At 73.1% G+C, this 23,991-nt stretch carries 24 protein-coding genes; 11 read left to right on the top strand and 13 right to left on the bottom strand.

The features are described 5' to 3' along the window. Positions 1 to 37: 37 nt before the first annotated feature. Entirely contained in the window at positions 38 to 169 is a 132-nt protein-coding gene (locus WMF45_RS13520) for a hypothetical protein (RefSeq protein WP_269454239.1), read from the bottom strand. A gap of 227 nt (positions 170 to 396) precedes the next feature. On the opposite strand from WMF45_RS13520, the gene WMF45_RS13515 reads away from it, so the two are divergent. Further along, positions 397 to 1,887, top strand: coding sequence for a L,D-transpeptidase (locus WMF45_RS13515; RefSeq protein ID WP_437717316.1), 1,491 nt, complete (start codon positions 397 to 399; stop codon positions 1,885 to 1,887). Positions 1,888 to 1,958: 71 nt separating this feature from the next. Here WMF45_RS13515 and WMF45_RS13510 read toward each other — a convergent pair whose 3' ends face one another. Then, complete coding sequence (locus WMF45_RS13510) at positions 1,959 to 2,834, bottom strand: STAS domain-containing protein (protein ID WP_437717315.1); 876 nt, start codon at positions 2,832 to 2,834, stop codon at positions 1,959 to 1,961. A gap of 154 nt (positions 2,835 to 2,988) precedes the next feature. On the opposite strand from WMF45_RS13510, the gene WMF45_RS13505 reads away from it, so the two are divergent. The 5 genes from WMF45_RS13505 (at position 2,989) to WMF45_RS13485 (ending at position 8,871) form a co-directional block, all read left to right on the top strand. Further along, positions 2,989 to 3,678, top strand: a complete 690-nt coding sequence (locus WMF45_RS13505; RefSeq protein ID WP_437552160.1) for an NUDIX hydrolase — start codon at positions 2,989 to 2,991, stop codon at positions 3,676 to 3,678. Between the two features lie 275 nt (positions 3,679 to 3,953). Next, positions 3,954 to 4,814, top strand: coding sequence for a protein phosphatase 2C domain-containing protein (locus WMF45_RS13500; protein ID WP_437717314.1), 861 nt, complete (start codon positions 3,954 to 3,956; stop codon positions 4,812 to 4,814). A gap of 153 nt (positions 4,815 to 4,967) precedes the next feature. After that, on the top strand, positions 4,968 to 6,929 hold the full coding sequence (locus WMF45_RS13495; RefSeq protein WP_437717313.1) for a hypothetical protein: 1,962 nt from the start codon (positions 4,968 to 4,970) through the stop codon (positions 6,927 to 6,929). A 56-nt stretch (positions 6,930 to 6,985) separates the two neighbouring features. After that, complete coding sequence (locus WMF45_RS13490; protein WP_437717312.1) at positions 6,986 to 8,032, top strand: nicotinamidase; 1,047 nt, start codon at positions 6,986 to 6,988, stop codon at positions 8,030 to 8,032. A 14-nt stretch (positions 8,033 to 8,046) separates the two neighbouring features. Continuing rightward, the gene (locus WMF45_RS13485) at positions 8,047 to 8,871 is read left to right on the top strand and encodes a hypothetical protein (RefSeq protein WP_437717311.1); all 825 of its coding nucleotides are present in this window, start codon (positions 8,047 to 8,049) and stop codon (positions 8,869 to 8,871) included. Positions 8,872 to 8,956: 85 nt separating this feature from the next. On the opposite strand, the gene WMF45_RS13480 is transcribed toward WMF45_RS13485, so the two are convergent. Further along, positions 8,957 to 9,925 carry a hypothetical protein gene (locus WMF45_RS13480; RefSeq protein WP_437717310.1) on the bottom strand — a complete coding sequence of 323 codons (969 nt, stop codon included), beginning with the start codon at positions 9,923 to 9,925 and terminating at the stop codon, positions 8,957 to 8,959. 97 nt (positions 9,926 to 10,022) lie between these two features. Between WMF45_RS13480 and WMF45_RS13475 the strand changes: the two genes are divergently transcribed. Together WMF45_RS13475 and WMF45_RS13470 are read left to right on the top strand one after the other, a co-directional pair. Beyond that, positions 10,023 to 10,568, top strand: a complete 546-nt coding sequence (locus WMF45_RS13475; protein ID WP_437717309.1) for an NUDIX hydrolase — start codon at positions 10,023 to 10,025, stop codon at positions 10,566 to 10,568. An 86-nt stretch (positions 10,569 to 10,654) separates the two neighbouring features. Then, complete coding sequence (locus tag WMF45_RS13470; RefSeq protein WP_437717308.1) at positions 10,655 to 11,608, top strand: Uma2 family endonuclease; 954 nt, start codon at positions 10,655 to 10,657, stop codon at positions 11,606 to 11,608. A gap of 59 nt (positions 11,609 to 11,667) precedes the next feature. On the opposite strand, the gene arfB is transcribed toward WMF45_RS13470, so the two are convergent. Continuing rightward, complete coding sequence (gene arfB, locus WMF45_RS13465) at positions 11,668 to 12,099, bottom strand: alternative ribosome rescue aminoacyl-tRNA hydrolase ArfB (RefSeq protein WP_437717307.1); 432 nt, start codon at positions 12,097 to 12,099, stop codon at positions 11,668 to 11,670. A 135-nt stretch (positions 12,100 to 12,234) separates the two neighbouring features. Between arfB and WMF45_RS13460 the strand changes: the two genes are divergently transcribed. After that, complete coding sequence (locus WMF45_RS13460; protein ID WP_437717306.1) at positions 12,235 to 13,794, top strand: SLC13 family permease; 1,560 nt, start codon at positions 12,235 to 12,237, stop codon at positions 13,792 to 13,794. A gap of 91 nt (positions 13,795 to 13,885) precedes the next feature. Here the strand turns inward: WMF45_RS13460 and WMF45_RS13455 are convergent, their stop codons facing one another. The 5 genes from WMF45_RS13455 to WMF45_RS13435 form a co-directional block, all read right to left on the bottom strand. Beyond that, positions 13,886 to 14,290, bottom strand: coding sequence for a hypothetical protein (locus WMF45_RS13455; RefSeq protein WP_437717305.1), 405 nt, complete (start codon positions 14,288 to 14,290; stop codon positions 13,886 to 13,888). 224 nt (positions 14,291 to 14,514) lie between these two features. Next, complete coding sequence (locus WMF45_RS13450) at positions 14,515 to 15,333, bottom strand: SRPBCC family protein (RefSeq protein WP_437717304.1); 819 nt, start codon at positions 15,331 to 15,333, stop codon at positions 14,515 to 14,517. Beyond that, entirely contained in the window at positions 15,324 to 15,938 is a 615-nt protein-coding gene (locus WMF45_RS13445; protein ID WP_437719532.1) for an ArsR/SmtB family transcription factor, read from the bottom strand. The genes WMF45_RS13450 and WMF45_RS13445 overlap by 10 nt, the downstream gene beginning before the upstream one ends. 112 nt (positions 15,939 to 16,050) lie before the next feature. Continuing rightward, positions 16,051 to 16,896, bottom strand: coding sequence for an N-formylglutamate amidohydrolase (locus tag WMF45_RS13440; protein ID WP_437717303.1), 846 nt, complete (start codon positions 16,894 to 16,896; stop codon positions 16,051 to 16,053). A 90-nt stretch (positions 16,897 to 16,986) separates the two neighbouring features. Next, a complete protein-coding gene (locus tag WMF45_RS13435) occupies positions 16,987 to 17,523 on the bottom strand; it encodes an RNA polymerase sigma factor (RefSeq protein WP_437717302.1) in 537 nt (178 codons plus the stop codon). Positions 17,524 to 17,623: 100 nt separating this feature from the next. Between WMF45_RS13435 and WMF45_RS13430 the strand changes: the two genes are divergently transcribed. Beyond that, complete coding sequence (locus WMF45_RS13430; protein ID WP_437717301.1) at positions 17,624 to 17,995, top strand: thioredoxin family protein; 372 nt, start codon at positions 17,624 to 17,626, stop codon at positions 17,993 to 17,995. Between the two features lie 100 nt (positions 17,996 to 18,095). Here the strand turns inward: WMF45_RS13430 and WMF45_RS13425 are convergent, their stop codons facing one another. Then, positions 18,096 to 18,443, bottom strand: a complete 348-nt coding sequence (locus tag WMF45_RS13425) for a hypothetical protein (protein ID WP_437717300.1) — start codon at positions 18,441 to 18,443, stop codon at positions 18,096 to 18,098. A gap of 240 nt (positions 18,444 to 18,683) precedes the next feature. On the opposite strand from WMF45_RS13425, the gene rarD reads away from it, so the two are divergent. Next, positions 18,684 to 19,736, top strand: coding sequence for an EamA family transporter RarD (gene rarD, locus WMF45_RS13420; protein WP_437717299.1), 1,053 nt, complete (start codon positions 18,684 to 18,686; stop codon positions 19,734 to 19,736). 99 nt (positions 19,737 to 19,835) lie between these two features. On the opposite strand, the gene WMF45_RS13415 is transcribed toward rarD, so the two are convergent. The 3 genes from WMF45_RS13415 to WMF45_RS13405 form a co-directional block, all read right to left on the bottom strand. Next, on the bottom strand, positions 19,836 to 22,193 hold the full coding sequence (locus tag WMF45_RS13415; protein WP_437717298.1) for a protein kinase domain-containing protein: 2,358 nt from the start codon (positions 22,191 to 22,193) through the stop codon (positions 19,836 to 19,838). Between the two features lie 142 nt (positions 22,194 to 22,335). Further along, complete coding sequence (locus WMF45_RS13410) at positions 22,336 to 23,721, bottom strand: sigma 54-interacting transcriptional regulator (RefSeq protein WP_437717297.1); 1,386 nt, start codon at positions 23,719 to 23,721, stop codon at positions 22,336 to 22,338. Further along, a complete protein-coding gene (locus tag WMF45_RS13405; protein ID WP_437717296.1) occupies positions 23,718 to 23,990 on the bottom strand; it encodes a hypothetical protein in 273 nt (90 codons plus the stop codon). The genes WMF45_RS13410 and WMF45_RS13405 overlap by 4 nt, the downstream gene beginning before the upstream one ends. Between the last annotated feature and the right edge of the window lies 1 nt (position 23,991).

The following is a 23,991-nucleotide window of genomic DNA, read 5'->3' as shown; positions in this document are numbered from 1 at the left end:
CAGCGATCGCGCGCGCGGTTCCAAGGGCGCTGGGTGCTCAGCCGCAGGGGCAGTCGGGGCACGGGCAATCGGCGCACGGACAGCCGCCCGTGAGCTGCGTCCCAGCATAGGCCACCGCCGGGATTCCGAGGACGGCCGCGATCAGGGTCACCTTGAGCCAACGACGCATGGGATCTCTCCTTGTCTTCTCTGACCGGCTGTCCTCGCCGGCCTTCCTCGGCTCTAGGCGCGAGCGGGGCGAGCGTGACACCCGCGGCGATCGAAATCCTGGCGCCGAGGCGCGATCGCCGCAGATCGCCGCACGAGCGACGACCTCCGCTCCGCTCGCAGCGCGCCTTCGTCCAGACTGGCGCGTCGTTCCGCCGGCCGGGCTCGACGTGCTAGGGTCCCGTGCCTATGTCTGGCCGCTCGTGGTTCGCTGCCCTCGGCGCCCTCTGGCTCGGGTGCACGCCGTCGCGGCAAGACGCCGGCTCGCGAGCCGACGCGGCCGGAAGCGCGGGCGTGGCGGTCGCGGAGCCCTCGCCCTCCAGCGCGCCCTCCGCGCGCGCCAGCGCGCCGGAGGCGCTGGCCGCCTCGGCCCCGGCCGCGCCGGTCCCGGAGGTGGAGGCGGCGCGGGCGCGATCCGCGCGCGTGTACTCCAGGGGCCGCGAGGTGTGGATCCGGTCCGCGCCGCGGCCCAAGGCCCAGTGGATCGGCATGCTCTCGATCGGCGGCTCGGTCCGCCTGAAGAGCCTCGAGCCCATCCGCGGCGCCGGCGGTTGCCCGGCGTTCTACGCCGTGGAGCCGCGCGGCTACGTATGTGTCGACGGCGAGCGCGCCACCCTGGACACGGCCGATCCCGTGCGCCAGGCGCTGATCCCCCATGCCCCGCTCGCCGATCGGCCGCTCCCGTACCGCTACGGCGAGTCGCTCGGCCTCAAGCGCCTCCTCCGCGTGGACGGCATCGACGCGCCGGCGTGGCCCGAGGGGCTCCACGATCTGCGGCACATGCAGGTCCGCCCGCGCTCGTCGGTCGCCTGGACCGAGGAGGTCGAGGCCGGCGGGACGACATGGCTCTGGGCGTCGGATCTGACGTTCATACCGAAGGACAAGGTCAAGCCGTACGAGCCCGCCACCTTCGAGGGGGTGTACCTCGGCGCCGAGGCGCGCCTGCCGATGGCCTTCTTTCGCCGCAAGGCGCGCCCGAAGTACCGCCTCACGGAGGGAGGCCCGCCCGCGAAGACGGACGCCGTGTGGGAACGCCTCGCCCGGGTCGGGCTGACGGGCCGATCGAAGCGGGTCGGCGAGCTGACGTACCTCGAGACCCGGGACGACGGGCACTGGGTGCTCGAGCGAGACGCGGTGGTCGTCCAGCCGCGGAGGGCGCGGAACCCGTGGGGCCGCCCCATCCGGCTCGGCGGCGAGCCGCCCTCGGCGCCGGCGGGCGGGCCCAGGAACACGTGGGTCGAGATCGCCGCCCTCGACGGCTGGCTCATCGCCTACGAGGACGACCGCCCCGTGTTCGCGACGCTGATCTCGGCCGGGCGCAACGGGGCCGAGGAGCCGGAGAAGGCCGAGCCGTTCGTGCCGCCTTCCACGACCCCGCTCGGCCAGTACAGCATCGGCCGCAAATGGGTGACGAAGACGCTCATCACGCCCCACGTCGACGCGGACGACTGGATCGAGGCGGAGGTGCCGTGGAGCCAGCACTTCTTCAGCAAGTACCTCCTTCACGCGGCCTACTGGCACGACCGCTGGGGTGAGGGGCAGAGCGGCGGGTGCGTGAACCTCTCCCCGGCCGACGCAAAATGGCTCTTCCACTGGACCGAGCCCGCCGTGCCCGATGAGTGGTACGCGGTCCAGGCCACGCGCGACGACCCGTCCACGCGCGTCGTGATCCATCGCTGAGCCGCCGCCGGCCGGCGCGGAGGTGCGGGAGCGCGCCCGCGCCGCGCCTCGCGCGCGCCTGCCGGAAGCCGCTATTTCGCCGGCGCGCTGGTCGCCTCGGCGCGCTCGACCCCCTCGCCCGCCGCGGCCATGCGCCGCATGCAGAGCTTGAGTCCGGCGCGGAGGTTGCCGACGGTCGTGACGCCGGAGAGGTCGAGTCCGAGCGCGATCATCGTCTGCGCCACGTTCGCCCGGATCCCTGTGATGATCCCCTCCGCGCCGAGGAGCCGGATGGCCTTGATCATCTCGATGAGGTACCCGGCCGTCCGCGTGTCGACAGCGTCGACGCCGGTGAGATCGAGGATCGCGTACCGCGCGTCCTTGCTCACGATCGCCGAGAGCAGGTTGTCCATCGCCTCGGAGATCCTCAGGCTGTCCACAACGCCCACCATGGGGAGGGTCAGCACCTTGTCCCAGACCTCGATGATGGGCGTCGAGAGATCACGGATGACCTCCTGCTGCGCCTCGATGAGCTCGATCTTCGCCTGGAGCTCCTGCTCACGCCGCTTCGCCGCGGAGCCGTCCAGACTGAGGGTGATCATGCCGTCGGGCTCCCCGCTGCCGTCGCGCACGGGGATGTGCCATGTCTCCCAGGCGGCGCCGTACGCCTCGTAGATGTTGTATGCGCCCTTGCCCGCGAGCGCCTGCCGGTTGGTCTCCAGGGTCGCCTGGTCGTTCGCGAACAGCTCAAGCACGTTCGCTCCCAGGAACTGCCCCGGCTTCATGCCGGCGACCTCGATCCCCTTGCCGTCGTGGAACGTGAAGACGCCCGCACGATCGTACCGGCACACGGTGATCGGAATGTGGTCGAGGATCGCGCGGAGGAGCAGCCGCGCCTCACGGAGCTTCGCCTCGAGCTCTTCCCGCGTCTCCGCCCCCGCCGCGCCCGACTCCGCGTCCCCCTTCATGGGAGCCTTCTACCGCGCACGCGCGCTGGCCGTCGAGGGGCTGTCGGTCGGTCGATGACGTTTCCCCCGCTCCGAGGAGCCGAGCTCCGCGGCGCTGGTTGACATGGTGTCCGATCGACACCAAGATTCGTGTGCAAATTACACGGAGGGTTGAATGTCGGTCTCCTACGAGCACCCGCGGCCGGCGCTGACGGTGGATTGTGTCGTGTTCGGCCTCGACGAGGAGGATCTCAAGGTCCTCCTCATCCGGCGGGAGCTCGAGCCGTTCCGCGGCAGGTGGGCGCTCCCGGGCGGGTTCGTGCGCGTCGACGAGGCGCTCGACGACGCCGCGCGGCGGGAGCTCGCGGAGGAGACGGGGCTCTCGGGGGTGTTCCTGGAGCAGCTCTACACGTTCGGCGCCCTCGGGCGGGACCCGCGCGAGCGCGTTGTCTCGGTGGCGTACTACGCGCTTGTGAAGCTCCGGGATCACCGGGTCAAGGCCGCGACCGACGCGCGCGAGGCGGCGTGGTTCGCGGTGGACGACACCCCGGCGCTCGCCTTCGATCACGACGAGATCCTCCCGGTCGCGCTGGAGCGGCTCAAGGGCAAGGTGCGGTACCGGCCGATCGGGTTCGAGCTCCTGCCGCCGAAGTTCACGCTGTCGCAGCTCCAGCGCCTCTACGAGGCGATCCTCGAGCGCCCGCTCGACAAGCGCAATTTCCGGAAGAAGGCGCTCGGCACCGGGCTGCTCGTGGAGCTCGACGAGGTCGAGCAGGACGTCGCGCACCGCGCGGCGCGGCTCTACCGGTTCGACCGTCGGAAGTACGAGCGGCTCGAGAAGGACGGCTTCAGCTTCGAGATCTGAAGCAGGCGCCGGCTCGCATGTCGGCGACGCGCTCGAACGCCTCCGGAAGCGCGGCCGGAACGCCGGCGCCCGGGTTGACAACGTGTACTACGAACACTAAGCTTGGTGTGTAAGATACACGAACGATCGGGTGCTCGCCGGGCGCGGGCGCTGACGGTCGGCGTTGACCGCCGAGAGGACGGTAGAGCTCCGGCGCCGGGAGGACCGCGCGCCCCGGCCTCCGTCTGCCCGGGTCCGGCCGCAGCGCGCCCTCGCCGGGCGCAGAAGGGAACTCCATGCTTCGCGACGTCGCTTTCCTGGCTGACATGGGAGGGGGCTCGGCCTTCGAGGTCGCCGGAGGGACGGTGATCGGGACCGATCACCTCGCCGCGGGGCGGCCCAACCAGGACGCCTATGCCTTCCGGGCCGAGGGCGGCTCTCTCGTCGCCGTGGTGTGCGACGGCTGCGGCAGCGGCGCGCGCAGCGAGGTGGGCGCGGCGCTCGGGGCGCGGATCGTGACCGAGCAGGTGCTCGGCGCGCTCCGGCGCGGCGGAGACCTCGATTCGCCCGCGACGTGGGAAGACGTGCGGCGCGGGGCGCTCGCGCCGCTCCGCGACGTGGCCGCCGGGATGGGCGGCAGCTTCGCCGAGGTCGTGTCGACCTTCTTCCTCTTCACCGTGGTCGGCCTCGCGATCTCCGGCGACAGGGCGTGCGCGTTCTCCCTCGGCGACGGCCTCATCGCGCTCGGCGACGAGCTCCTGCGGCTCGGCCCCTTCCCGAGGGATGAGCCCCCGTACCTCGGGTATGGCCTGCTCGATCGGCCGCCCGGCGGCGAGGCGCCGCGCTTCACCGTGCACCGCGCCTTCCCGTCGAGCGCGCTCCGGACTGCCCTGCTCGGGACCGACGGCGCGATCGATCTGCTGGAGTCGTCGTCACGGCAGATCCCGGGGGGCGGCGAGGTCGGCCCGCTGTCGAGGTTCTGGGAGGACGACCGGTATTTCCGGAACCCCGACGCCGTGAGGCGGCGGCTCGCGCTCATCAACCGATCGGTGACGCGGCCCGTGTGGAAGGAAGAGCGGATGGAGCGCGAAGGCGGGCTGCTCCGCGACGACACGACGGTGGTCGTCGTGCGGAGGGCGCAGGGCGCCCGCGATTGAGGCGCGGCCCTGCGCGGAGGCGCAGGCGTCGCGGAGGGCAACGACAGGGCGTGTGCGCGTGCTTGCGCGTGTTTGCGATTGATTGCGCGTGTTTGCGCGTGTTTGCGCGTGTTTGCGCTCGATTCGGTTCGATTGCGTCCGGAGGAGGCGACTGTGGACGTTGTTCTTGGTTCAAAGCGAGTTCGACTCGACCCTCGGGCCTCGATCGGCAAAGGCGGTGAGGCGGACGTGTTCGACCTCGGCGACGGCCGCGCGCTCAAGGTCTGGAAGACGCCCGATCACCCGGATTACGCCGGACAGGACGTCGAGCAGCGCGCCGCCGAGGTGCGCATCGAGCGCCACCAGGACAAGCTGCGCGCGTTCCCGCCGGCGCTGCCCGATCAGGTGATTGCGCCCCTCGAGCTGGCGACCGATAAAGCCAGGAAGCGCGTCGTGGGCTACGCCATGCGCCTCGTGCGCGGCGCGGAGCCGCTCCTGCGCTACGGCGAGCCGTCGATGCGCCACGGCGGGCTCTCGTCGGCCGCGGTGTCCGAGGTGCTCGCGCGGCTCCACCGGGCGGTCGCGGCGATCCACGACCGGGGCGTGGTGATCGGCGACTTCAACGATCTCAACGTGCTCGTCGCCGGCGGCGAGGTGTTCGTCATCGACGCCGACAGCTTCCAGTTCGGCCCGTACCTCTGCCAGGTGTTCACCGAGCGCTTCGTGGATCCGCTGCTCTGCGACCCTTCGCTCCCCCGGCCGCTCCTGTCGAGGCCGTATTCGCAGGACTCCGACTGGTACGCGTTCGCCGTGATGGTCATGCAGAGCCTGCTCTGCGTGGGGCCTTATGGCGGCGTCTTCCGGCCGCGGTCCGCGTCGGCGCGGGTGCCCGAGAGCGCGAGGCCGCTCCGCCGCATCACCGTGTTCGACCGCGAGGTGCGGTATCCGAAGCCGGCCACCCCGTACCGCGTCCTGCCGGACGACCTCCTGGACGCGCTCTACCGCGTCTTCGTCGAGGACCGCCGCGGCGTGTTCCCGCGCCGGCTGCTCGACGCGCTCGCGTGGACGAGGTGCCCTTCGTGCGGCGTCGAGCACGCGCGCCCTGCCTGCCCGGCCTGCGCGGGCGCCGCGCGGGCCGTCGTGAAGGAGTCGACCGTCGTCCACGGCGAGGTGCTGGCGACGCGGATCCTGAGCACGCGCGGGGTGATCCTGGCCGCGGCCCTCGGCCCGGGCGGGCTCTCGTATCTCGTGAACGAGGGCGGCCGCTTCCTGCGCGAGGACCGGTCCGTCGTGATGTCCGGCGCGCCGCACCCCGCGATGCGCTTCGCGGTGCACGGGAGCGCCACGCTGATCGGCCGGGGCGGCGATCTCGTGGTGCTCTCGCCGGGGGCCGCGCCCGAGCGGATCCAGGTGGACTGCGTCGGGACGAGGCCCATCTTCGACGTCAACGCGCGCGCCCGCTACTGGACGCGCGGCGGGCAGCTCCTGCGCAGCGGGAGGCCGGGCGCCGCCGCGCTCTCGGGCGAGGCGGACGCCGTGCCGATGGGCGAGGTGCTCGCCGGGCAAACGCTGTTCTGGGTGGGTCCCACCTTCGGGCTCGGCTTCTACCGCGCCGGGAACGTCTCGATAGCGTTCGTCTTCGACGCCGATCGGCCCGGCCTCAAGGACACGGTCAAGCTGCCTTTCCCGGGCGGCAAGCTCACCGCGGCGACCTGCGTCTTCGACGCCGGCCCGAGCTCGCCGTCCAACGACGGCCGCGGGCGCCCCGACGACGGCCGCGGGCGCCCCCGCGCCGGGCGCGCATGGCTGTTCCTCGCCGCCGAGCAAGCCGGCCGGACCGTGCACCGGTGCGTCGTCGTGCGCGAGGACGGCGCGGTCGAGGCGGTCGCCGACGGCGACGGGGAAGGCGGCTCCTGGCTCGGCGCGCTGACCGGCAAGTGCGCGGCTTCCGGGTTCCTTCTCTCGGCGACCGACAGCGGCGTCGTCCGCGTCGAGGTCCGCGGGGGCGCGCTCGTGGAGACCCGGCAGTTCCCCGGCACCGAGCCGTTCGTCACCCAGGCTTCCCGGCTGCTCGTCGGCCCAGAGGGCCTGTTCGTCGTCGACGCACAGGCGATCACCTTGCTTCGCATCTCGTGAATCCACGCTGAGCTGACGGCCCGCGCTCGCGGGCCGATCGAGAGGAGAGAGAGACCATGAAATCGACAGAGCTCCCCCTGCCCGCCTTCTATGACGCCAAGAACGCCGAGCGGTGGGGCTTTCACCCCAAGGAAGAGGCGCTGCACGCCGCCGCCGCCGCGTGGCGGAAGGCGCATGGCGTGAAGCCGTCGGCCGCGGACGCGCAGAACGTCCACCTCCTGCTCATCGACGTGCAGAAGGACTTCTGCTTCCCGCAGGGCTCGCTCTACGTCGCCGGCAGGAGCGGCACGGGCGCGGTCGACGACAGCCGCCGCATCGCCGAGTTCATCTACAGGAACCTGGCGTCGATCACGAACATCACGGTCACGATGGACACCCACTTCGCTTACCAGATCTTCTTCCCGGCCTTCTGGGTGGATCGCGAGGACCGCCCGCTGACCGCGCACCGCGAGATCACGACGGCGCAGATCGACGCGGGGGAGGTGCGGCCGAACCCCGCGGTGGCGAAGTGGCTCTGCGGCGGGAGCTACCCGTGGCTCATGAAGCAGGTCCGGTATTACTGCGAGGAGCTCGAGAAGGCCGGGAAATACAAGCTCTACCTGTGGCCGCCGCACTGCATCCTCGGCAGCGACGGCCACGCGCTCGCGGGCGTCGTGCACGAGGCGCGGATGTTCCACGCGTTCGCGCGCGGGGTGCAGTCGTGGGTCGAGGTCAAGGGCGGCAACCCGCTCACCGAGAACTACTCGGTGATGCAGCCCGAGGTGCTGACGCGGCACGACGGCCAGCCGCTCGCGCAGCGGAGCACGGGCTTCCTGAGGACGCTGCTCCACGCCGACGCGGTGATCATCGCCGGCCAGGCCGCGAGCCACTGTGTCCGCAGCTCGATCGAGGACATCTTGACGGAGATCGCGCTCACCGACCGCGCGCTCGCCAAGAAGATCTACGTGATGACCGACTGCATGTCGCCGGTCACCGTGCCCGACGGCAAGGGGGGCTTCGCCGTCGATTTCACCGCCGAGGCGGACAAGGCGCTCGCCCGCTTCGCCGCCGCCGGGATGAACCTCGTGAAGAGCACCGACCCGATTCCGTGCCTGGGCGCATGACCGTGGAGGATCCGATGAGCAAGAACAAGGAGAACAACAGCGGAACCAGCCGCGATGGCTCGCTCGACATCGAGCAGCTCTTCGAGGCGGCGCGGGACGACGGCGCGCTCTCGCCCGAGGCGATGCAGGCGCTGCACATCACCGACCTGGGCGCGCAGATCCAGGCCGGCTTCGGCGTGCAGGTGGACGACGTGGCGTCGTCGGAGGTCGTGCTGGTCACGGTGATGCCCGACGACTCGGGATCCATCAAATTCGCCGGCAACGCCCCCTCGGTGAGGGACGGGCACAACCTCGTGGTGGGCGCCCTCTCCGACTCGAGGCAGCGCGACTCGATCCTGGCGCACAACCGCTACCTGAACGGGGCGGTGCTGTATCCGTACTGCCCGATCGCCCAGGCCGTGAAGATGGACACGAAGAACTACGATCCCATGCTCGGCACGCCCCTCTACGATCAGACGGTGGTCTTGCTCGGAACGGTGATCGCGAAGGCGCAGGAGTTCGCGCAGAGCGGCGTCCCGGCGCGCACCGTCACGCTGATCATCTCGGACGGCGCCGACGCGGGCTCGACGTGGGCCAAGGCCAAGGACGTGTGCGCCCTCGTCCGTGACATGCGGCGGGCCGAAGCCCACATCGTGGCGGCGATCGGCATCGACGACGGAAACACCGATTTCCGCGCCGTCTTTCGCGACATGGGGATCGACGACCGCTGGATCCTGACGCCGAAGAGCGACGCGGCGGACGTCCGCAAGGCGTTCGCGCTGTTCTCCCAGTCGGCGGTGCGCGCCAGCCAGGGCGGCGCGTCGTTCTCGAAGACGGCCGCCGGCGGCTTCGGAGGGTGAAGCGCGCGCCCCCGGCTCGCCGCGCGCCCCCCTGCGCCGCGGCGAGCCCTCCACACCTCCCGGCGGATCCAGCGGAGGACCCGGATCAGGCCGCGGCCTCCCAGGGGACGACGCCGTAACGGCGGCGCAGCTCGTCGAGATCCACCGCCATGTCGGCCCAGAAGTCCCAGTCGTCCATCAGGTCGACGCTCATCTTCGTTCCGCGAACGAACGATCGCACGAGCTCGTCGGCGAGCCCGGGCGTCGCGAGCATCCCCTGCTGCGACGGCGCCAGCACGGTGAGCTGGACACCCTGCTGGAGCTGCACCAGCAGGAACACGAGGATGCCGAACGGGTTCTCGCGGCGATACCCCGCCTGAAAGGCGATCGTCATCGCCTCTCCGCGCAGGTCCGTGCCGTAACCGGCGAGGATGTGGCTCAGGTCGTGCGTGAGCACGCCCTCGGGCACGCCGCGCTTCTCGCCGGGGAACGAGAAGCCGTTCTCTCGATAGAAGGTGAAGAGCGCCTTGCCGAGGGTGCCCTCTCTGTACGCCTCGAGCGAGCGGTAGCGCGCGGCGACTGGCTCGTTCTCCAGGATGCCCGCGAAGCTCGCGACGTTCCTGGCGAGCCCGTAAAGGCCGCCCTCATCCAGCATGCGCCGCACGTTCTTGCCGAGCAGCGAATTCCGGCTGATGTCGATGCGCAGGAGGAGCAGCCGCCGCTCGTGGAGGTGGTGGAGCTGGCGGACCGCGTGCGGCCGCGCCCCGAGCGCCGCGGCGAAGCGCTCGACCTCGAGCAGCTCGCGCTCGTCGACGCGCTCTCCGCACAGGGTCATGGCGCAGAGACCGTTGATGAGCTGCTCGCGCAGCGCGGGATCCTCGACGGCGCGCGCGAGCTCCTCGGGCGCTATCGGGGCGAGCGCGTCGATGTCGAGGTCGGTGTGAAGGAGGTGCCGCTGCACCGCGGTGATCGCGTCGCGCCGCGCCCCGTCGAGGGGGCCGGCCGAGGTAAGGACGACCTTGATGGCACGCAGACCCGCGTGCGCCTGTTCTTGGCTCGGGATGAGGTAGGTCATGCGAGAGAGAATGATCCCGAGCGCGCGTCCCGTCCTTGACCGGCGGCGCCAATGTCTTGACCGGGCGCGCCGCCCGGGCGAACGATGTGGGTTGGTCATGACGGTCGTACGGTGGAAGGCATTGGAGCGGCGCGTGGTCCAGCACTCGCCGTGGCGGAGGATCGAGGACGTCACCTTCGAGCTCCCGGACGGGCAGGTCCGCACGTTCTCGCTCAAGAAAGAGGGGCGAGTCGTCTGCGTCCTCGCCATCTCCCGCGAGAAGAGGGTGATCCTGGCGCGCCAGTACAGGCCGGGGCCCGATCGGATCCTCGACGAGCTCCCGGGCGGGGGCGTCGAGCCTGGCGAGGCCCCGGAGGCGGCGGCGGCGCGCGAGCTCCTCGAGGAGACGGGGTATGTCGCCGGGCGGCTCGTGCCGCTCGGCCGCCCGCTGGAGTGCGCTTACTCGACCATCGAACGACACGCGTTCCTGGCCGTGGACTGCGCGCGCGACAGGGCGCAAGCGCTGGATGAGACGGAGTTCATCGACGTTGTAGAGAAGCCGATCGAGGACTTCGTGGAGCAGCTGAGGGAGGGCGCATGCACCGACCCGGAGGTCGGGTGGATGGGGCTTTACGAGCTGGGCTGTCTGAGAGCGAGCGCCTGAGCCTCGCCACGCGGCAGCGCGATGGAAGCGCGCGGACGCCGGCGCCGCGATCCCCGCCGGTCGCTGGCTGCGCTAGGATGGAGCTCATGCGCAGGCACGATCACGTCCTCCTCGCTCCCGGTGCCGGCGCCTCCGGTCGCACGGTCCAGGCGCCTCCGGCCGGCAGGGCGCGCCCGCACGCGCCGCACGTGGACGACCGGCTGGCGCCGCCCGAGACGCGGGTGGAGTACCTCCACGGCGTCGAGGTCTACGCCGCCCCGGCCGATCCGCCGCACGCGACACAGCATTTCGATCTGACCTACGTCCTCGGCGCCCACGTCGCCGAGGGCTACCGGGGCGCCGTGGACATGCTGACCCGGACCGACCTCGGCAGCGATTATGCGGCCGACGCCAGCGTCTTCGCGCAGAAGCCCGACCGCGCGGGCCGGCGGCGGCTGGAGGAGCTGGCGTTCGAGGTCAGCGACAAGCAGGCCCTCGCCGTTCCGACCACGAAGGCGCGCCTGCTGATCGCCCGCGGCGTGCGGCGGGTGTTCTGCATCCTGGTGAAGCAGCGCCGGGTGATGGAGTGGTCGCGCGAGACCGACGGCTGGCGCCCGCTGCCGAAGGATGCGGTCATCGAGGATCCCTGCCTCGTGCGCCCGCTGCCGATCCAGGCGCTCCTCGAGGCCGCGTCCTCGGACGACGCCGTGGCGCGCGCGCTGCTCGACAAGCGCGTGCCCGCGCTCGAGGCAGCGCTCGCGGAGGGCGAGGCGCGCGGTGAAGCGCGCGGTGAAGCGCGCGGCGAGGCGCGTGGTGAAGCGCGCGGCGAGGCGCGTGGTGAAGCGCGCGGCGAGGCGCGTGGTGAAGCGCGCGGCGAGATCAGGATGGCGCAGGAGGCCATCCTCACGGTGCTGGAGTCGCGCGGGGTCGCCACGCCGGCCGAGGTGGCCCGCGCGATCGCCGGCTGCGAGGATCTGGGCAAGCTACGGCGATGGATCAAGCGCGCGGCGACCGCGACGACCGCCGCCGAGGTCGTCGCCGGCTCCCGGCGCAAGCGCTGAGCGAGGGCCGTTGCGGCGCGGGGGCGCTGGACGCCCTCCCCCCGCGCCCGCGCGCGCCGTTACTCGTGATCGCCCCCGCCGCGGCGCACGTGCTTCTTCTCGCCCGTGCGCCGCTTCTCGTCGAGCCGCCGCGCCTTCGACGCACGCGTCGGCCGCGTCGGCCTTCGCTTCACCGGCACCTCGAGCGCACGCAGGATCAGCGCGCGCACCTTCTCGCGCGCGTCGTCCAGGTTGCGCAGCTGGTCGCGCGTCAGCTGGCTCACGATGAACAGCCGCCCCTCGGCGTCGAGCCGACCGCGCGCCAGCACGCGCAGCCTCGCCTTGGCGTCGTCGGCGAGCTCCGGCCACGCGTCGAAGTCGAAGCGCAGCTCCACCTTGGAGGCGACCTTGTTGACGTTCTGACCACCGGGCCCCGACGCGCGAACGGCGCTCCAGCTGAGGAGCGCGGCCGGGGCGGTCAGCGCATCGTTGACGACGAGGGGATCGGACACGGCGGCTCTCCTGCCCTGCGGGCGGCGCGAGCGCCGTGCGGAGCGGCTGACGCCTAGCACGCGTGCGTCGCGCCCGCCGCGCTCCGCGCAGGGCGCGGCCTGCCGGCGAGGAGGCACGTGTGCGATAGAGTCGCCATGCAGGGCCCCCCTGATCACGCCGCCGCGCCGCCGGGCGCCCCTCACCGAGGCCACCCGCCACCTGCGCGGCTCAGCCTGCTTCGCTGCCTCGGTATCGCCTCCGGTCCGGCCGCCGCCCTCGCGATCGCGCTCGTCCCGAGCGGGCTCCACGCCGTCCCTGGTTACGGCCACCGCCCTGCGTACGCGGCCGCGGTCGCGGCGTGGATGGCGCTGTGGTGGCTCTTCGAGGTGCTCCCCGTCGCGCTCACCGCCTGCTTGCCGCTCGTTCTCTTCCCGTTGCTCGGCGTCTTCGGCCGCGGGCTCTCGGGCGACGCGGCCCGCGCCGCCGCGCCGTTCGTCGACGCCTACATCTTCCTCTTCCTCGGCGGCATGGCGATCGGGGCCGCCATGGAGCAGTGGAGCCTTCACCGCCGGGTGGCGCTCCACATCATGCGGGCCGTCGGCACGGACCCGAAGCGCCTCCTGCTCGGCATGCTGGTCGCGACGAGCTCCATCTCGCTCTGGATCTCCAACACAGCGACCGCCGTGATGATGGTCCCCATCGGGCTCGCCCTGCTCGCGCAGCTGGAGTCGGCCGCCGGGGGGCGCAGGCTCACGCACTACGGGACGGCCATCATGCTGGCGGTGGCCTACGCCTCCAACGTCGGCGGGATCGGCACCAAGATCGGCAGCGGGACGAACTCCATCTTCTGCGGCTTCCTCGCCGACAAGCTCGGCCACGATCTCGGTTTTCTGCGGTACATGGCGATCGCCCTGCCGTTCGTTGTCCTCTTCGTCCCGCTGCTCTGGCTCGCCCTGTGGCGCGTCGGCAAGCGGGACGGGCTCGGCCCCGGCCGCGCGCGCGACGCGCTCGACCGCGAGCTCGCGGCCATGGGCCCGATGAGCCGCGGCGAGAAGACCGTCGCCGCCGTCTTCGCCGCGGCGAGCGCGCTCTGGATCCTCGGCGATCCGCTGCGCGCCGCGCTCGCGCCGCGCGTCCAGGCCGCGCTCGAGGGCCTGGGCGCCGCGCTCGGCTCGGGCGCCGCGGCCGGCTTCAAGGTGCAGGGCAAGCACTACGAGGCGACCGTGGCCGTCCTTGCGGCGCTTGGCCTGCTCGCCTTGCGCGCCCTCTCGCTCGCCTCCCTGCGCAGGATGCCCTGGGGCACGCTGGCCTTGCTCGGCGGCAGCTTCGTGATGGCGGCCGGCATCGAGGGCGGCGGGCTCTCGGCGTGGATGGCCGCGAAGCTCGCTGTCGTCGCCGAGGCGCCGCTGCTCGCGCAGATCGGGCTCGCCAGCGCCGGCACGATCGCCCTGTCGGCGCTGGCCTCCAACACCGCCACCGTGAACGTGGCGCTCAACGTACTTCCGCAGGACCTCGGCGTGCTGTTCGCGGCCACGATCGCCGCGTCCTGCGACTTCATGCTGCCGGCGGGCACGCCGCCCAACGCCATCGTGTTCGGCAGCGGGTACGTGCGGCTCCCGGTGATGATCAGGACAGGCTTCCTGCTCAACGTGGCTGCCGCCGCGCTCATCACGGTCTACGTGTACGGCTACGCGCGGCACCTCATCGGCGGCTGAGCGCAGGGGCGCAGCGGCGTCCCGCGCTCCTCGCCGGGCTGCGCGCCCGCGCCTCGCTGCCGGGTCCAGCGCCCGCGCCCCCGAGCTCTGCTCAGGAGACCTTGCGCCGCGCCGACTCCCACCCGCGCCGCACGGCGCTCTTCGCCTCGTCCCAGGTGCGCCCGCTCTTGAGGTCGTTCCACTCCTCCTTGAGCTTGCTCTCGACCCGATCGTCCCAGTCCGTGTGATCGTTGTAATGGCTCGCCGCGCCCCAGCCGTAGCGCAGCCCCGGCTCGACCTGGTCCCAGTCGGTGTTCGGCGCGTAGCGCGGCGGGATCGGCTGCTTGCCGAGCGCCTGCTTCACCGTATCGCCGACGTCCTGGTTGAGCTCCTGCCCCTTGGTGCTGGTGAAATCCGCCTTGGTCTGCTCCCAGTCGCGGCGCAGCGCCTCCTTCACGCGGTCCCAGCCGGACGTCTTGTGATCATCCCACCACCTCGGATTGACTGCATGGTTCATCGGTACCTCCATCGACTCCGTTGAACGAGCGCCGGCGCGAGGGCCGAGCGCTGCTTTGAGCCTGGCGATACACGAACGGTGCCGCCCCGAGCCTTTGCCGGAAACCGAGGGGAATCGGGCTGTTCGCAGCGAAGTGCGCCGTCCCCGAGTGACGCTCTCCGCCGCCCCCGGCGGACGCTCGCCTGCGTCAGGCCGTCACACGTGAGACAAGGTGCCTCGGAGGGTCAACCGGGTCCGCGCACTGGAAAGCGCTCGGCCATCCACGCCTGCCACGCGGGCTCGTCGCGCGCCGCCGCGGCGAGCGCTCGGTCGCCGTACAGGTACAGCCGGATCGGCAGGAAGATCTGCCCGGCCATGGGAAGGGCGAACAGGTGAGCGATGCCAGGCGCCGGCTCCTCGAGCCGGAGGAGCAGCTCCGGGTGCTCGCTCGGGCCGACGCGCTCCACAACCCCGGCGAACGGCGGCGCGCCGGCGGCGGAGCTCACCCGCTGTCCCTCCGCGGCGCCGGCGAGCCCGAGCGGGCCGATGAGCGCGCCCCATGTCGCGGCTCTGGGCTCGGCTCCGGCGCCCATCAGCTGGAACGCCGCGCAGGGCTGACCACGGAAATGGGCCAGATAGAGCCGCAGGATGCGGAAGAAGGCCGCCCAGCCGTGCATGTGGCCCTCGAACTGGTTGTCCCAGTCGTCGGTGCTCGCGAACCAGCTGTGCACCACGCGCACGACGCAGGTCCCGCCGGACCGCGCCTCCACGATCCACTCCGTGGCGACCTTGGGGCCGCCGGGTCCCATGTCCTCCGGGGCCTCGGCGGAGAACCGGCGAGGCGGCTCCCAGGCCGTGATGGTCGCGACCGAATCCATGCTCGTGCCCGGGCCGAAGTGAGAGACGGTCGTGCCGCCTTCGCGCTCGTCGACCTCGCTCGGCACGAACCACGACGAGATCCCGGGCCCGGTCGCGATGGCGCGCCACACCTCCTCGGGGCTGCCGGGGACCTCGACCTCGGCCTCGACGCTGCGACGGCCGGACGCGTCTTTTCTCACGGGCATGATGACTCCTTTCCTGGTGATTCGTTCGGTGTGGGTGTGGGGTGAGCGACGATCACCAGGCGGTGCGATCGCCCGCCTGGCGCCGCGTCGTCGTGGTAGCGCGCGACGAGCGCCGTCACGGCGCGGGTGAGCTCGCCGGTGAAGGCGGCGCGCTCCGCCGGAGATCGGAAGCGGACCTCGGCGTCGATCGACAGCGACGCGAGGCGCTTGTCCGCCTCCCGCGAGCGCCGAAGGAGATCGCTGACCTCGCGCACGACGCGCGCGCCCAGGGCGATGAGGTAGGTCGCGGAGAGGCGGTCCGAGGCGCGCTCCGGATCCGCGGCGACAGGCCCGAGCGCGCTGGGCGACACGACGTAGGAAGCCGCGCTCGCGACCAGCAGGCGCTCCGTCAGCCCCCCCCATTTGCGCGTCCCGGCCATGCGCACGAGCCCGTGCGCCTCGAGGGCGCGCAGGTGGTAGTTGATCTTCTGGCGCGCGATCCCCAGGCGCGTGGCCAGCGTCGCGGCGGAGGCGGGCGCCGAGAGCTCCGAGAGCAGCCGGCTCCTGACAGGCTCGAGCGCTGCCGCTGCCGCGGCCGGATCCTCGATGACGTCGACGTCGAGCACACCGCCGTGGGTATCATTGACAATTTTTTTTGTCAATCATCGCAGGCCGTACTTTCCCCGCCACGGCGAGGGGCGCGATCCCCTCGCCGTCGGGCCCCGAGCCCCGCCTACGTCACCGACCGGCGGAGGCGTCCGTGGAGAGGGCGTTCAGGTCGACGCCGCTCGCCTCGATGGCCCGGTAGCTCGCCGCGAGGCGCTGGGCCCAGGCCTCCACGCCCTCGTCGCTCAGCAGGCCGTCCTGGCGGATCTCGAGGAGCACGCAGGGCAGGCCGCGGGCCTCGCCGTGCGTGGGGATCCCGTAGTCGCCGCCCTCGGTCACGCGGTAGGGCTCGTTGTCGCCGACGCAGAGCCCGGGCTCGCGTCGCAGCGCCTCGAGGAACGGCGCGGCGAGCCTGCGGTCGCGCCCGTAGAGGACGGCCGCGTGCCACGGCCGGTCCTGGCCGGGCATCGCGGGCGTGAAGCTGTGCACGCTGAGGATCGCCGTGCGCTCACGGCGGTCCCGCCGCGCGTCGAGGAGCGCGGTGATCGCGCGGTGGTAGGGCCAGAAGCACGCGTCAGCCCGGGCGCGGGCCTCCGCGGCGTCGATGGCGTTGCCGGGGATGGGCACGCCGCAGCTGATCTCGGGGATGGACGTCGGCGAGCCCAGCGGCCGGTTGCAGTCGATGACGAGCCGCGAGTAGCCGGAGAGCACGAGCGGCGCGTCGAGGAGCGCGGACAGGCGGCGCGAGAGGCGCGCCGCGCCGATGTCCCAGCCGGTGTGCTCGCGGAGCGCCTCGTGCTGCCTGCCCAGCTCGGGGAGGCTCCTCGGAACCGCGTTGGACGCGTGGTCGCAGAGCAGGACTGCGCTGGAGCGGCCCTCGGGGTTCACCACCTCGAACGCGGGCGGCTCATCGGGCGCGAGGATGCGCAAGGCTGGCGAAGCGGACGAAGCGGACGAAGCGGACGAAGAAGCGCTCATGACGTCTCGCCCAAGACATAGCAGACACCGGCGCGCCCGCGCCGCGCGCGCGCTCGCGAGGGCGCGCGGCAGCACGCGCGGCGCGCGGGCTCAGTGCGGCGACGTCATGCACGCGCGCAGCGCGAGCTTGGCCCGGTGCAGGAGCACCGCGACGTGGCCGGCCGAGATGCCCAGCGCGCGCGCCACGTCCTCTCCGGGTTGCTCCTCGAGCATGCGCAGCGTCACGACGGCCTTCTGGATCTCGCAGAGCTCCTCGACGCACGCGCGCAGGCGGACGTGCTCCTCGGCGCGCGCGATCGCCTCGTCGGTCGCCGGGGCGTCCCCCGCGGCCTCCGGGTGCGCGTCGACGTCGTCGTGCGGCCGGGCGCGGAAATGACGGCGGCGCCGGTTGCGCGCGGCGTTCCGCACCGTCCCGGCGAGCACGCCCCCCCACGCGCCGACGTCCTCCGGGAGGGCGCCCCGCTGCGCGAGCGTGAGCAGCGTGCAGAGGCCCTCCTGCACGCAGTCGACCGCATCTTCCGGTGTCACCCCCTCCGCGCGCGCCAGCGCCGCGAGCGCCGAACGCTCGGAGCGCACAAGGTGCGACACGTGGTTGAGGAGATCGTCCGCGTCCTTGATGGCGCCCATGGTCCAGGAGGTCAGGTGTCGAGCCGCCCCCACATTACAACGGGTGAGCGCTGTAATGGATGCCGCCCTCGAGACCTGCCAGGGCATGGAGGTTCACGCCATGTCCACGAATCCTGTCCGCGAGATCGATGAGGCGAGCTTCGACGCCGAGGTGCTGGAGGCCGGGGTGCCCGTCCTCGTCGAGCTCACCGCGCAGTGGTGCCCGCCGTGCCGCGCGCTCGCGCCCATCCTGCACAAGCTGGCGGAGGAAGGCGCAGGGCGCCTGAAGGTGGTGGCGGTCGACGGCGATCGGTGCCCGGCGATCGCCCGCCGCCTCGGCATCCGCGCGTTCCCGACCGTCGTCGCGTTCGTCGGGGGCAAGGAGGTGGCTCGTCATGTGGGGCTGACCACGAAGGACAAGCTCCTCCGGCTGATCGAAGGGGGCGGGCTCCCCGGCGGTGCGGGGAGGGACCGAGCGCCCTCGCCGCCGTGAGGGCGGCTCGATCGCGCGCCGCCGCGGGCGGGCAGCCGCGATCGGCCCGCGATCGGCGCGTGAAGGGGCCCGGGCGCGCCCGGCGCGATCCGCCTGTGACCTACCGCCGTGGCCTTTCGGGCTGCCGGTGCGCACCGCGGTGGCTCCCGGCGGCGGGGAAGCTGACCTTGCGGGTCGTCGACTCGTCCCCGGAGACCGCGAACGGCCCCACCGCCTGCGGATCGCTGACCGGCTTGCCGTTGTCGTCGACGAGAGAGAGCGTCCCGACATAGTCGTCGGCGACGAGCTGCACGCTCGCGTCGAACCGCTCGCAGGGGACCACCTGCCGCGTGACCTCGTTGCTCTTCGTGTTGATGAGGACCAGCTCGACCGCGGTCGCGCCGCGCGCCTTGCACTGAGCGGCGTCGGTCTTGTCCTCGATGGACCACTGGACGGTCACGAACCCCATGTCTTCAGGGTGTGCGCCTCCAGGCCGCGTCTCGCCGGTCGTTTCTCCCGTGCACGCGACCATCATCGCTGCACATAGCCCTGCTGAAGCGTAGACACTTCGCATACCTACCTCGCTGTGCTCGCTGCGGACTCCAGCGCCGCGCCCCGCAACCAGCAACGCGGATGCCATGCGGCCTCGCGGCGAGCCTGCGAGCCCGGCGCTCGTGAGCAGGACTTGAAATGGCCGAGCAGGTTCGCCATGTTCGCCGTCCGATCGAACGCGAGCGGCGCCTCGCAGCAGCGGCGCCGGGCGACGGGCGGCGTCGAGCGACGCCGCCGAGGAAGCACGACCTTGATGCGCACGCCCGAAGATGCTCGCGACAGCCGAAGGGAGGCCGCGTGGGGCGTCGCCTACGGGATCGCGGCCTACAGCTCCTGGGGCGTCGTCCCAGTCTTCTGGAAGCAGCTCCGGCACGTCGGCGCGGTCGAGCTCCTGGCCCATCGCACCGTGTGGAGCCTGCTCTCGTTCGTGGCGCTCACGCTGGCCGCAGGGCAGCGCCGCTCGCTCGGCGCTGCCCTGCGCGACCGGCGCGTCGTCGCGGCGATGGCGGTGACCGGCGCGCTCGTGTCGGCGAACTGGGTCCTCTTCATCTACGCCGTCGCGGTGGGGCGCTTGCTCGACGCCAGCCTCGGCTACTTCATCAACCCGCTGCTCAGCGTGCTCCTCGGCATGCTCTTCCTGCGCGAGCGGCTGCGGCCCGCCCAGGGTCTCGCGCTCGGCCTCGCCGCCTCGGGCGTCGTGTACCTGGCGGTGCGCGCCGGCTCGATCCCCTGGATCGCCCTGGGCCTGGCGAGCTCGTTCGGGGTGTATGGCCTGCTGCGGAAGGTCGCCGCCGTCGGCTCGCTCCCCGGCTCCACCCTGGAGACGTTGTTCATCGCCCCGCTCGGCGCGGCCTACCTGGCCGCCCTCCACGCCGAGGGCGCCGGCGCCGCGGGCCACGCCGATCTGCGGACCCACCTCCTGCTCGCCGCGACGGGCATCATCACGGCACTGCCGCTCGTCTGGTTCACGAACGCGGCGCGCCGCCTGTCGCTGACCACCGTCGGCTTCCTCCAGTACCTCGCGCCGAGCGGCCAGTTCCTGCTGGCCGTGCTGGTCTACGACGAGCCGTTCACCACGGCCCAGGCCGTGAGCTTCGCCTTCATCTGGAGCGGGCTCGCGGTGTTCAGCGCCGACGCCGTGCTTCGTGCCCGCCGAGCGCAGCGGCGTGAGCCCGGAGCAACGTCACCCCCGGGCGAGCCCAAGGGGTGACCGCGCAAGGCGTGGGCGCGGCGCGCACACCCCGGCCATCCCGCGCTGCTTCCGGAGGGGCGGGTCGAGCGACCGCGTCGTCGGCGATGCCAGGCGCCCTCACCTCTGCCCTCCGGATGCTGCAGCTCCTCTCCCGAACACGACAGCACCCGCCGAGGGGTTCGAGGCGCGCCCCCGCCGTTGCTCGAGCAGCACCGAGGCGGCGAGCAGGTGCTCGGAGAGCACGTACGCTTCGAGCGCATCGAGCTCGGGCGACGCGGCGATATGGGCTTCCGCCCACCGGGCGAGCGACGCGAGCCGTCCGCGCGTCGGACCGTCGAGCGCCGCCGGCTCCGCCGCGAGCGCGGCGCTCGCGAGGCCGGCCCACGGAAACCAGAACGTCGACAGGCCGATGGGCTCGGCGCCCTGGCGCAGATCGAGCTTCACGGAGCCGTCGTCGTTCGGGCGGCGCGCGCACGTGAAGCCCGAGCGCGGCGCGGAAGCGTCGGGCTCGGGAGAGCACCGCGCGATCAGCTCGGCCGCGAGCGGCGCCGCGAGGCCGGCGTCCTCCGCGCCGGGGTGGGCCGCGCGGGCGCGCCAGAGCACCCACGCGGCCTGCTCCAGCAGGCCTGCCACCCCGCGCACGGCCGCGGCGTGGCCCGGCGCAGCGTCGCCCGCGAGGGCCCGGCGCAAGTACGCCGCCGCGCCCTCGCCCGCCGCGCGGCCGCGAGCGGCGCTGGAGGCCGGGAGGGCCTGTCCGGCCTCGACGAGCGCCCACAGCGCCATGACGGTCGGATATCCCGCAGACGCCGGCGACGCGCCAGGGCCTGCGCCGAGCGCGAAACCGCCGTCCGCGTGCTGGGCTGCGGTGAGCACGTCGAGCGCCCGCGCCGCGCCGTCGGCGTCGCCCGCGCCTGCAAACGCGAGCGCGGCCCACGCCGCCGCCACCGTGGTGGCTTGAACGACCCCCGCGTGGGTCGGGGCGCCGGCCCAGCCGTGCTCTCCGCGCGACGCGTGGAGGAACCCGAGCGCCGCGCGCCGCGCCGGCTCGGCGAGGATGCCACCGCAGGCGCGGTCCGCGACGAGCAATGCATAGAGCTGCTGCGCCGTGTCCCAGGCGGCCGGCGGCGCCTGGCGGATGCCGGAGAACCCTCCGCCGTCGTGCTGGCGCGCGGTGAGGGCGCGCCCCCACGAGCGACAGGTGCGCTCGAGGGCCCCGTCGAGCGCGCGTTCCCTCGCGGCCACGGCGGGGGAGGAGAGCGCCGCCGCAGCTCGCCGCGCCTGGAGCGCCGGTGGCGGCGCGTCCTTCCCAGCGGCCCAGCACGCGAGGGCTCCGGCCAGGACGAGCACCGCAGCCGCTGCACGCGGCGCGCTCGCCGCCTGCAAGGACCTCCGTGGCGCGCCTGCACCTGCGCCGGCGTCCGCCGTCTCCTCCGGGCCGCGCGGCCGCGGCGGCGCGCCTGCGCCGGCGTCCGCCGTCTCCTCCGGGCTGCGCGGCCGCGGCGGCGCGCCTGCGCCGGCGTCCGCCGTCTCCTCCGGGCTGCGCGGCCGCCTCATCCGGCCCCTGGCGGTGCGCGGTGCGTCGACGATGTCGGTCGGCTCGGACAGCGCTCGCAGCCGCCCCGTGAGGCGCGCTGCGCCGTCGCCGAGCGCCTCGCGGAGCGCCGCGGCCATCGCGCGCGCCGACGCGTGGCGCTCGTCCGGCCTCGGGGCGAGGGCGACCTCCACCGCGCGGAGGAACGGCGCAGGCGCGCCCGACCGCGCCAGCGCCTCGCGGATCCGCTCGGGTGAGCGCAGCTCGGCGTCCGGGTGCGGGCGCGGCGGACCGCCTGTCACGGCCGCGAATAGCGTCGCTCCCAGCGAGTAGACGTCGCTCCGCGCGTCGACCGCCGGGTCGGCCGCGAGCTGCTCCGGGCTCGCGAACGTCGGCGTGCCGAGGAACTCCCCCGGGGCCGTGAGCGCAGGCGCGCCGGCGGCCGAGGCGATGCCGAAATCGAGCACCTTGACCGAGGCCCCGCCGCACGGCTCCCTGAGGAGCAGCAGGTTGCCCGGCTTGATGTCCCGGTGAACCACGCCGCACGCATGCGCCGCGGCGAGCGCCTCGCACACCTCGATCCCGAGCGCGGCGGCCTCCTCGGCGCCGAGCAGCCTTTGCGCCAGCACCCGGTCGAGCGAGGTGCCCTCGAGCAGCTCCATCACGACGACGGGCCCGCGCGCGGGGTCCGTCTCGACGCCGTGAATCGAGACGACGCCGGGATGGCGAATCGCGCTCGCGGTCTCGGCCTCGCGCAAGAACCGCGCGGCGACGCGCGGATCGTCGGCGAGCGCCGCGTCGAGCACCTTGAGCGCGACGCGGCGGCCCGGCGCCCTCATGTCCAGGGCCTCGTGGACCTCTCCCATGCCTCCCGCGCCGAGGCGGCGGATCACCTGGTATCTCCCCGCGACGAGGTCGTTTCCGCGAGGCTCCGCAGATCGCATCACGATCGGCCCATCCTAGAGGGCCGAGTCGACGCGCGCGAGCGCCTTGCGTACGGCGACGCCGCAAGGACTGGTGGGCGGACACGTTCGCCGGAGGAGCGACGGACTGCGCCTGCTTCGGCGACGGAGCGCCTGCGCGGCCCTACCCGGCGGCGTCGCGCAGGCCGTGCTTGCGCAGGAGATCCCGCAGGCTGTGGCGCTCCAGCCCGGCGAGCGCCGCCGCGCGCGAGATGTTGTTGCCCGCGCGCGCGAGGAGCCGTGTCAGGTAGTCGCGCTCGAACTCCTCGATCAGCCCGCGCTTCGCCTCCTTGAACGGCGCGAGCGCGTCCCCCGGCGCGCCTTCGGGAGGCAGCTCCGAGCTCCGCGCCCTGTGCGCCTCGTGCGGCGCCCGCCGCCGCTCGCCCGAGAGCATCCGCTCGAACGCGAGGTCCGCCGCCGTCACCACCTCGCCGTCCGCGAGCGCGGCCGCGCGCTCCACGACGCTCTTCAGCTCGCGCACGTTGCCCCGGTAGTCGCGCCCGCAGAGCTCGTCGAGCGCTTCGTCCGAGATGGCGCGCGCGCCGGGCGCGCCGGCCGGGCGGGACGCGAGGAAGTGGCCGACGAGCAGCGCCACGTCCTCGCGGTGCGCGTCGAGCGGCGGCAGCTCGACCCGCGCCTGGACGAGGCGGAAGTAGAGGTCCTCGCGGAACCTCCCCTGGTTCACCATCGCCCGGAGATCGCGCCATGTGGCAGAGAGCACGCGCACGCGCAGCGGCCGCGCCGCGGTGCTGCCGACGCGCAGGACCTCGCGGCGCTCGAGCACGCGCAGCAGCTTCGGCTGAAGCTCGAGCGGGAGCTCGCCGATCTCGTCGAGGAACAGCGTCCCGCCGTCGGCGGCCTCGAAGATCCCGCCGCGCGCCTCGGAGGCCCCCGTGAACGCGCCGCGATCGTGCCCGAAGAGCACCGATTCGGCGAGGCTCCCGGGGATGGCGGTGCAGTCGAGCACGACGAACGGCCCGCCCGCGCACGCCGACGCCGCGTGCACGGCGCGCGCGGCCAGCTCCTTGCCCGTGCCGGTCGCGCCCTCGAAGAGCACGGCGAGCTCGGTGCGCGCGACCTTCGCGAGCACGTGGAAGAGCTCGCGCATCGCCGCGCTCGCCCCGCGCAGCTCGCCGAAGCTCCTGGCGTCGTGGCTGGGCAGGGCGAAGGCGTGGCCTGCCTCGACCCGGATCCTGGAGTCTCCCAGCTCGAGGACCGCGCCCGACGGGACGACCGCGCTCTCGATCAGCGCGCCGGCGAAGTAGGTGCCGTTCGTGCTCTCGAGATCGCGCACGCGCAGCCCGCCCTCGACGGAGGAGAGCTCCACATGAAACGAGGAGACGGCGGGGTCGCTCAGGCAAAGCTCCGCGGAGCGGGCGCGGCCGATCGACGCGCGGCGCTCCGCGATCGTCGCCGAGCGGCCCGCGTCGCTCCCCGCAAGGACGGTGATCCGGAGGCTCTGGGCCAGCGGCGGCCTGGCCCGCTCCGCGCGCGCCGTCGGTGCGCTCACGCGCTCATCGCTGCGCCGGCCAGCCACGCATGCACGGTACCACGGCCGCTCGCGGGGGTGCTCTCCCCGCGAGCGGCCGCCGCGCGGCGCCTGCGGGTCAGGCGCCGCTCCACCGCGAGATCCACCGTCGTCACGACGTCGCTGGGGTCAGCGACCGTCGCCTTCGATGTCACGTCGCCCGGCGCCAGGCGGCGCCAGGAAGGCAGCATGTGCTCGCTCGCGACCTCCTCCAGGAAGGCGCCCACGCGGGCCAAGTCGGGGATCGGCATC

This window comes from Sorangium sp. So ce448, assembly GCF_051520915.1.
GTDB lineage: Bacteria > Myxococcota_A > Polyangia > Polyangiales > Polyangiaceae > Sorangium > Sorangium cellulosum_B.
Note: the sequence above shows the minus strand (reverse complement) of the source record. Positions and strands in the feature narration are given on the sequence as shown.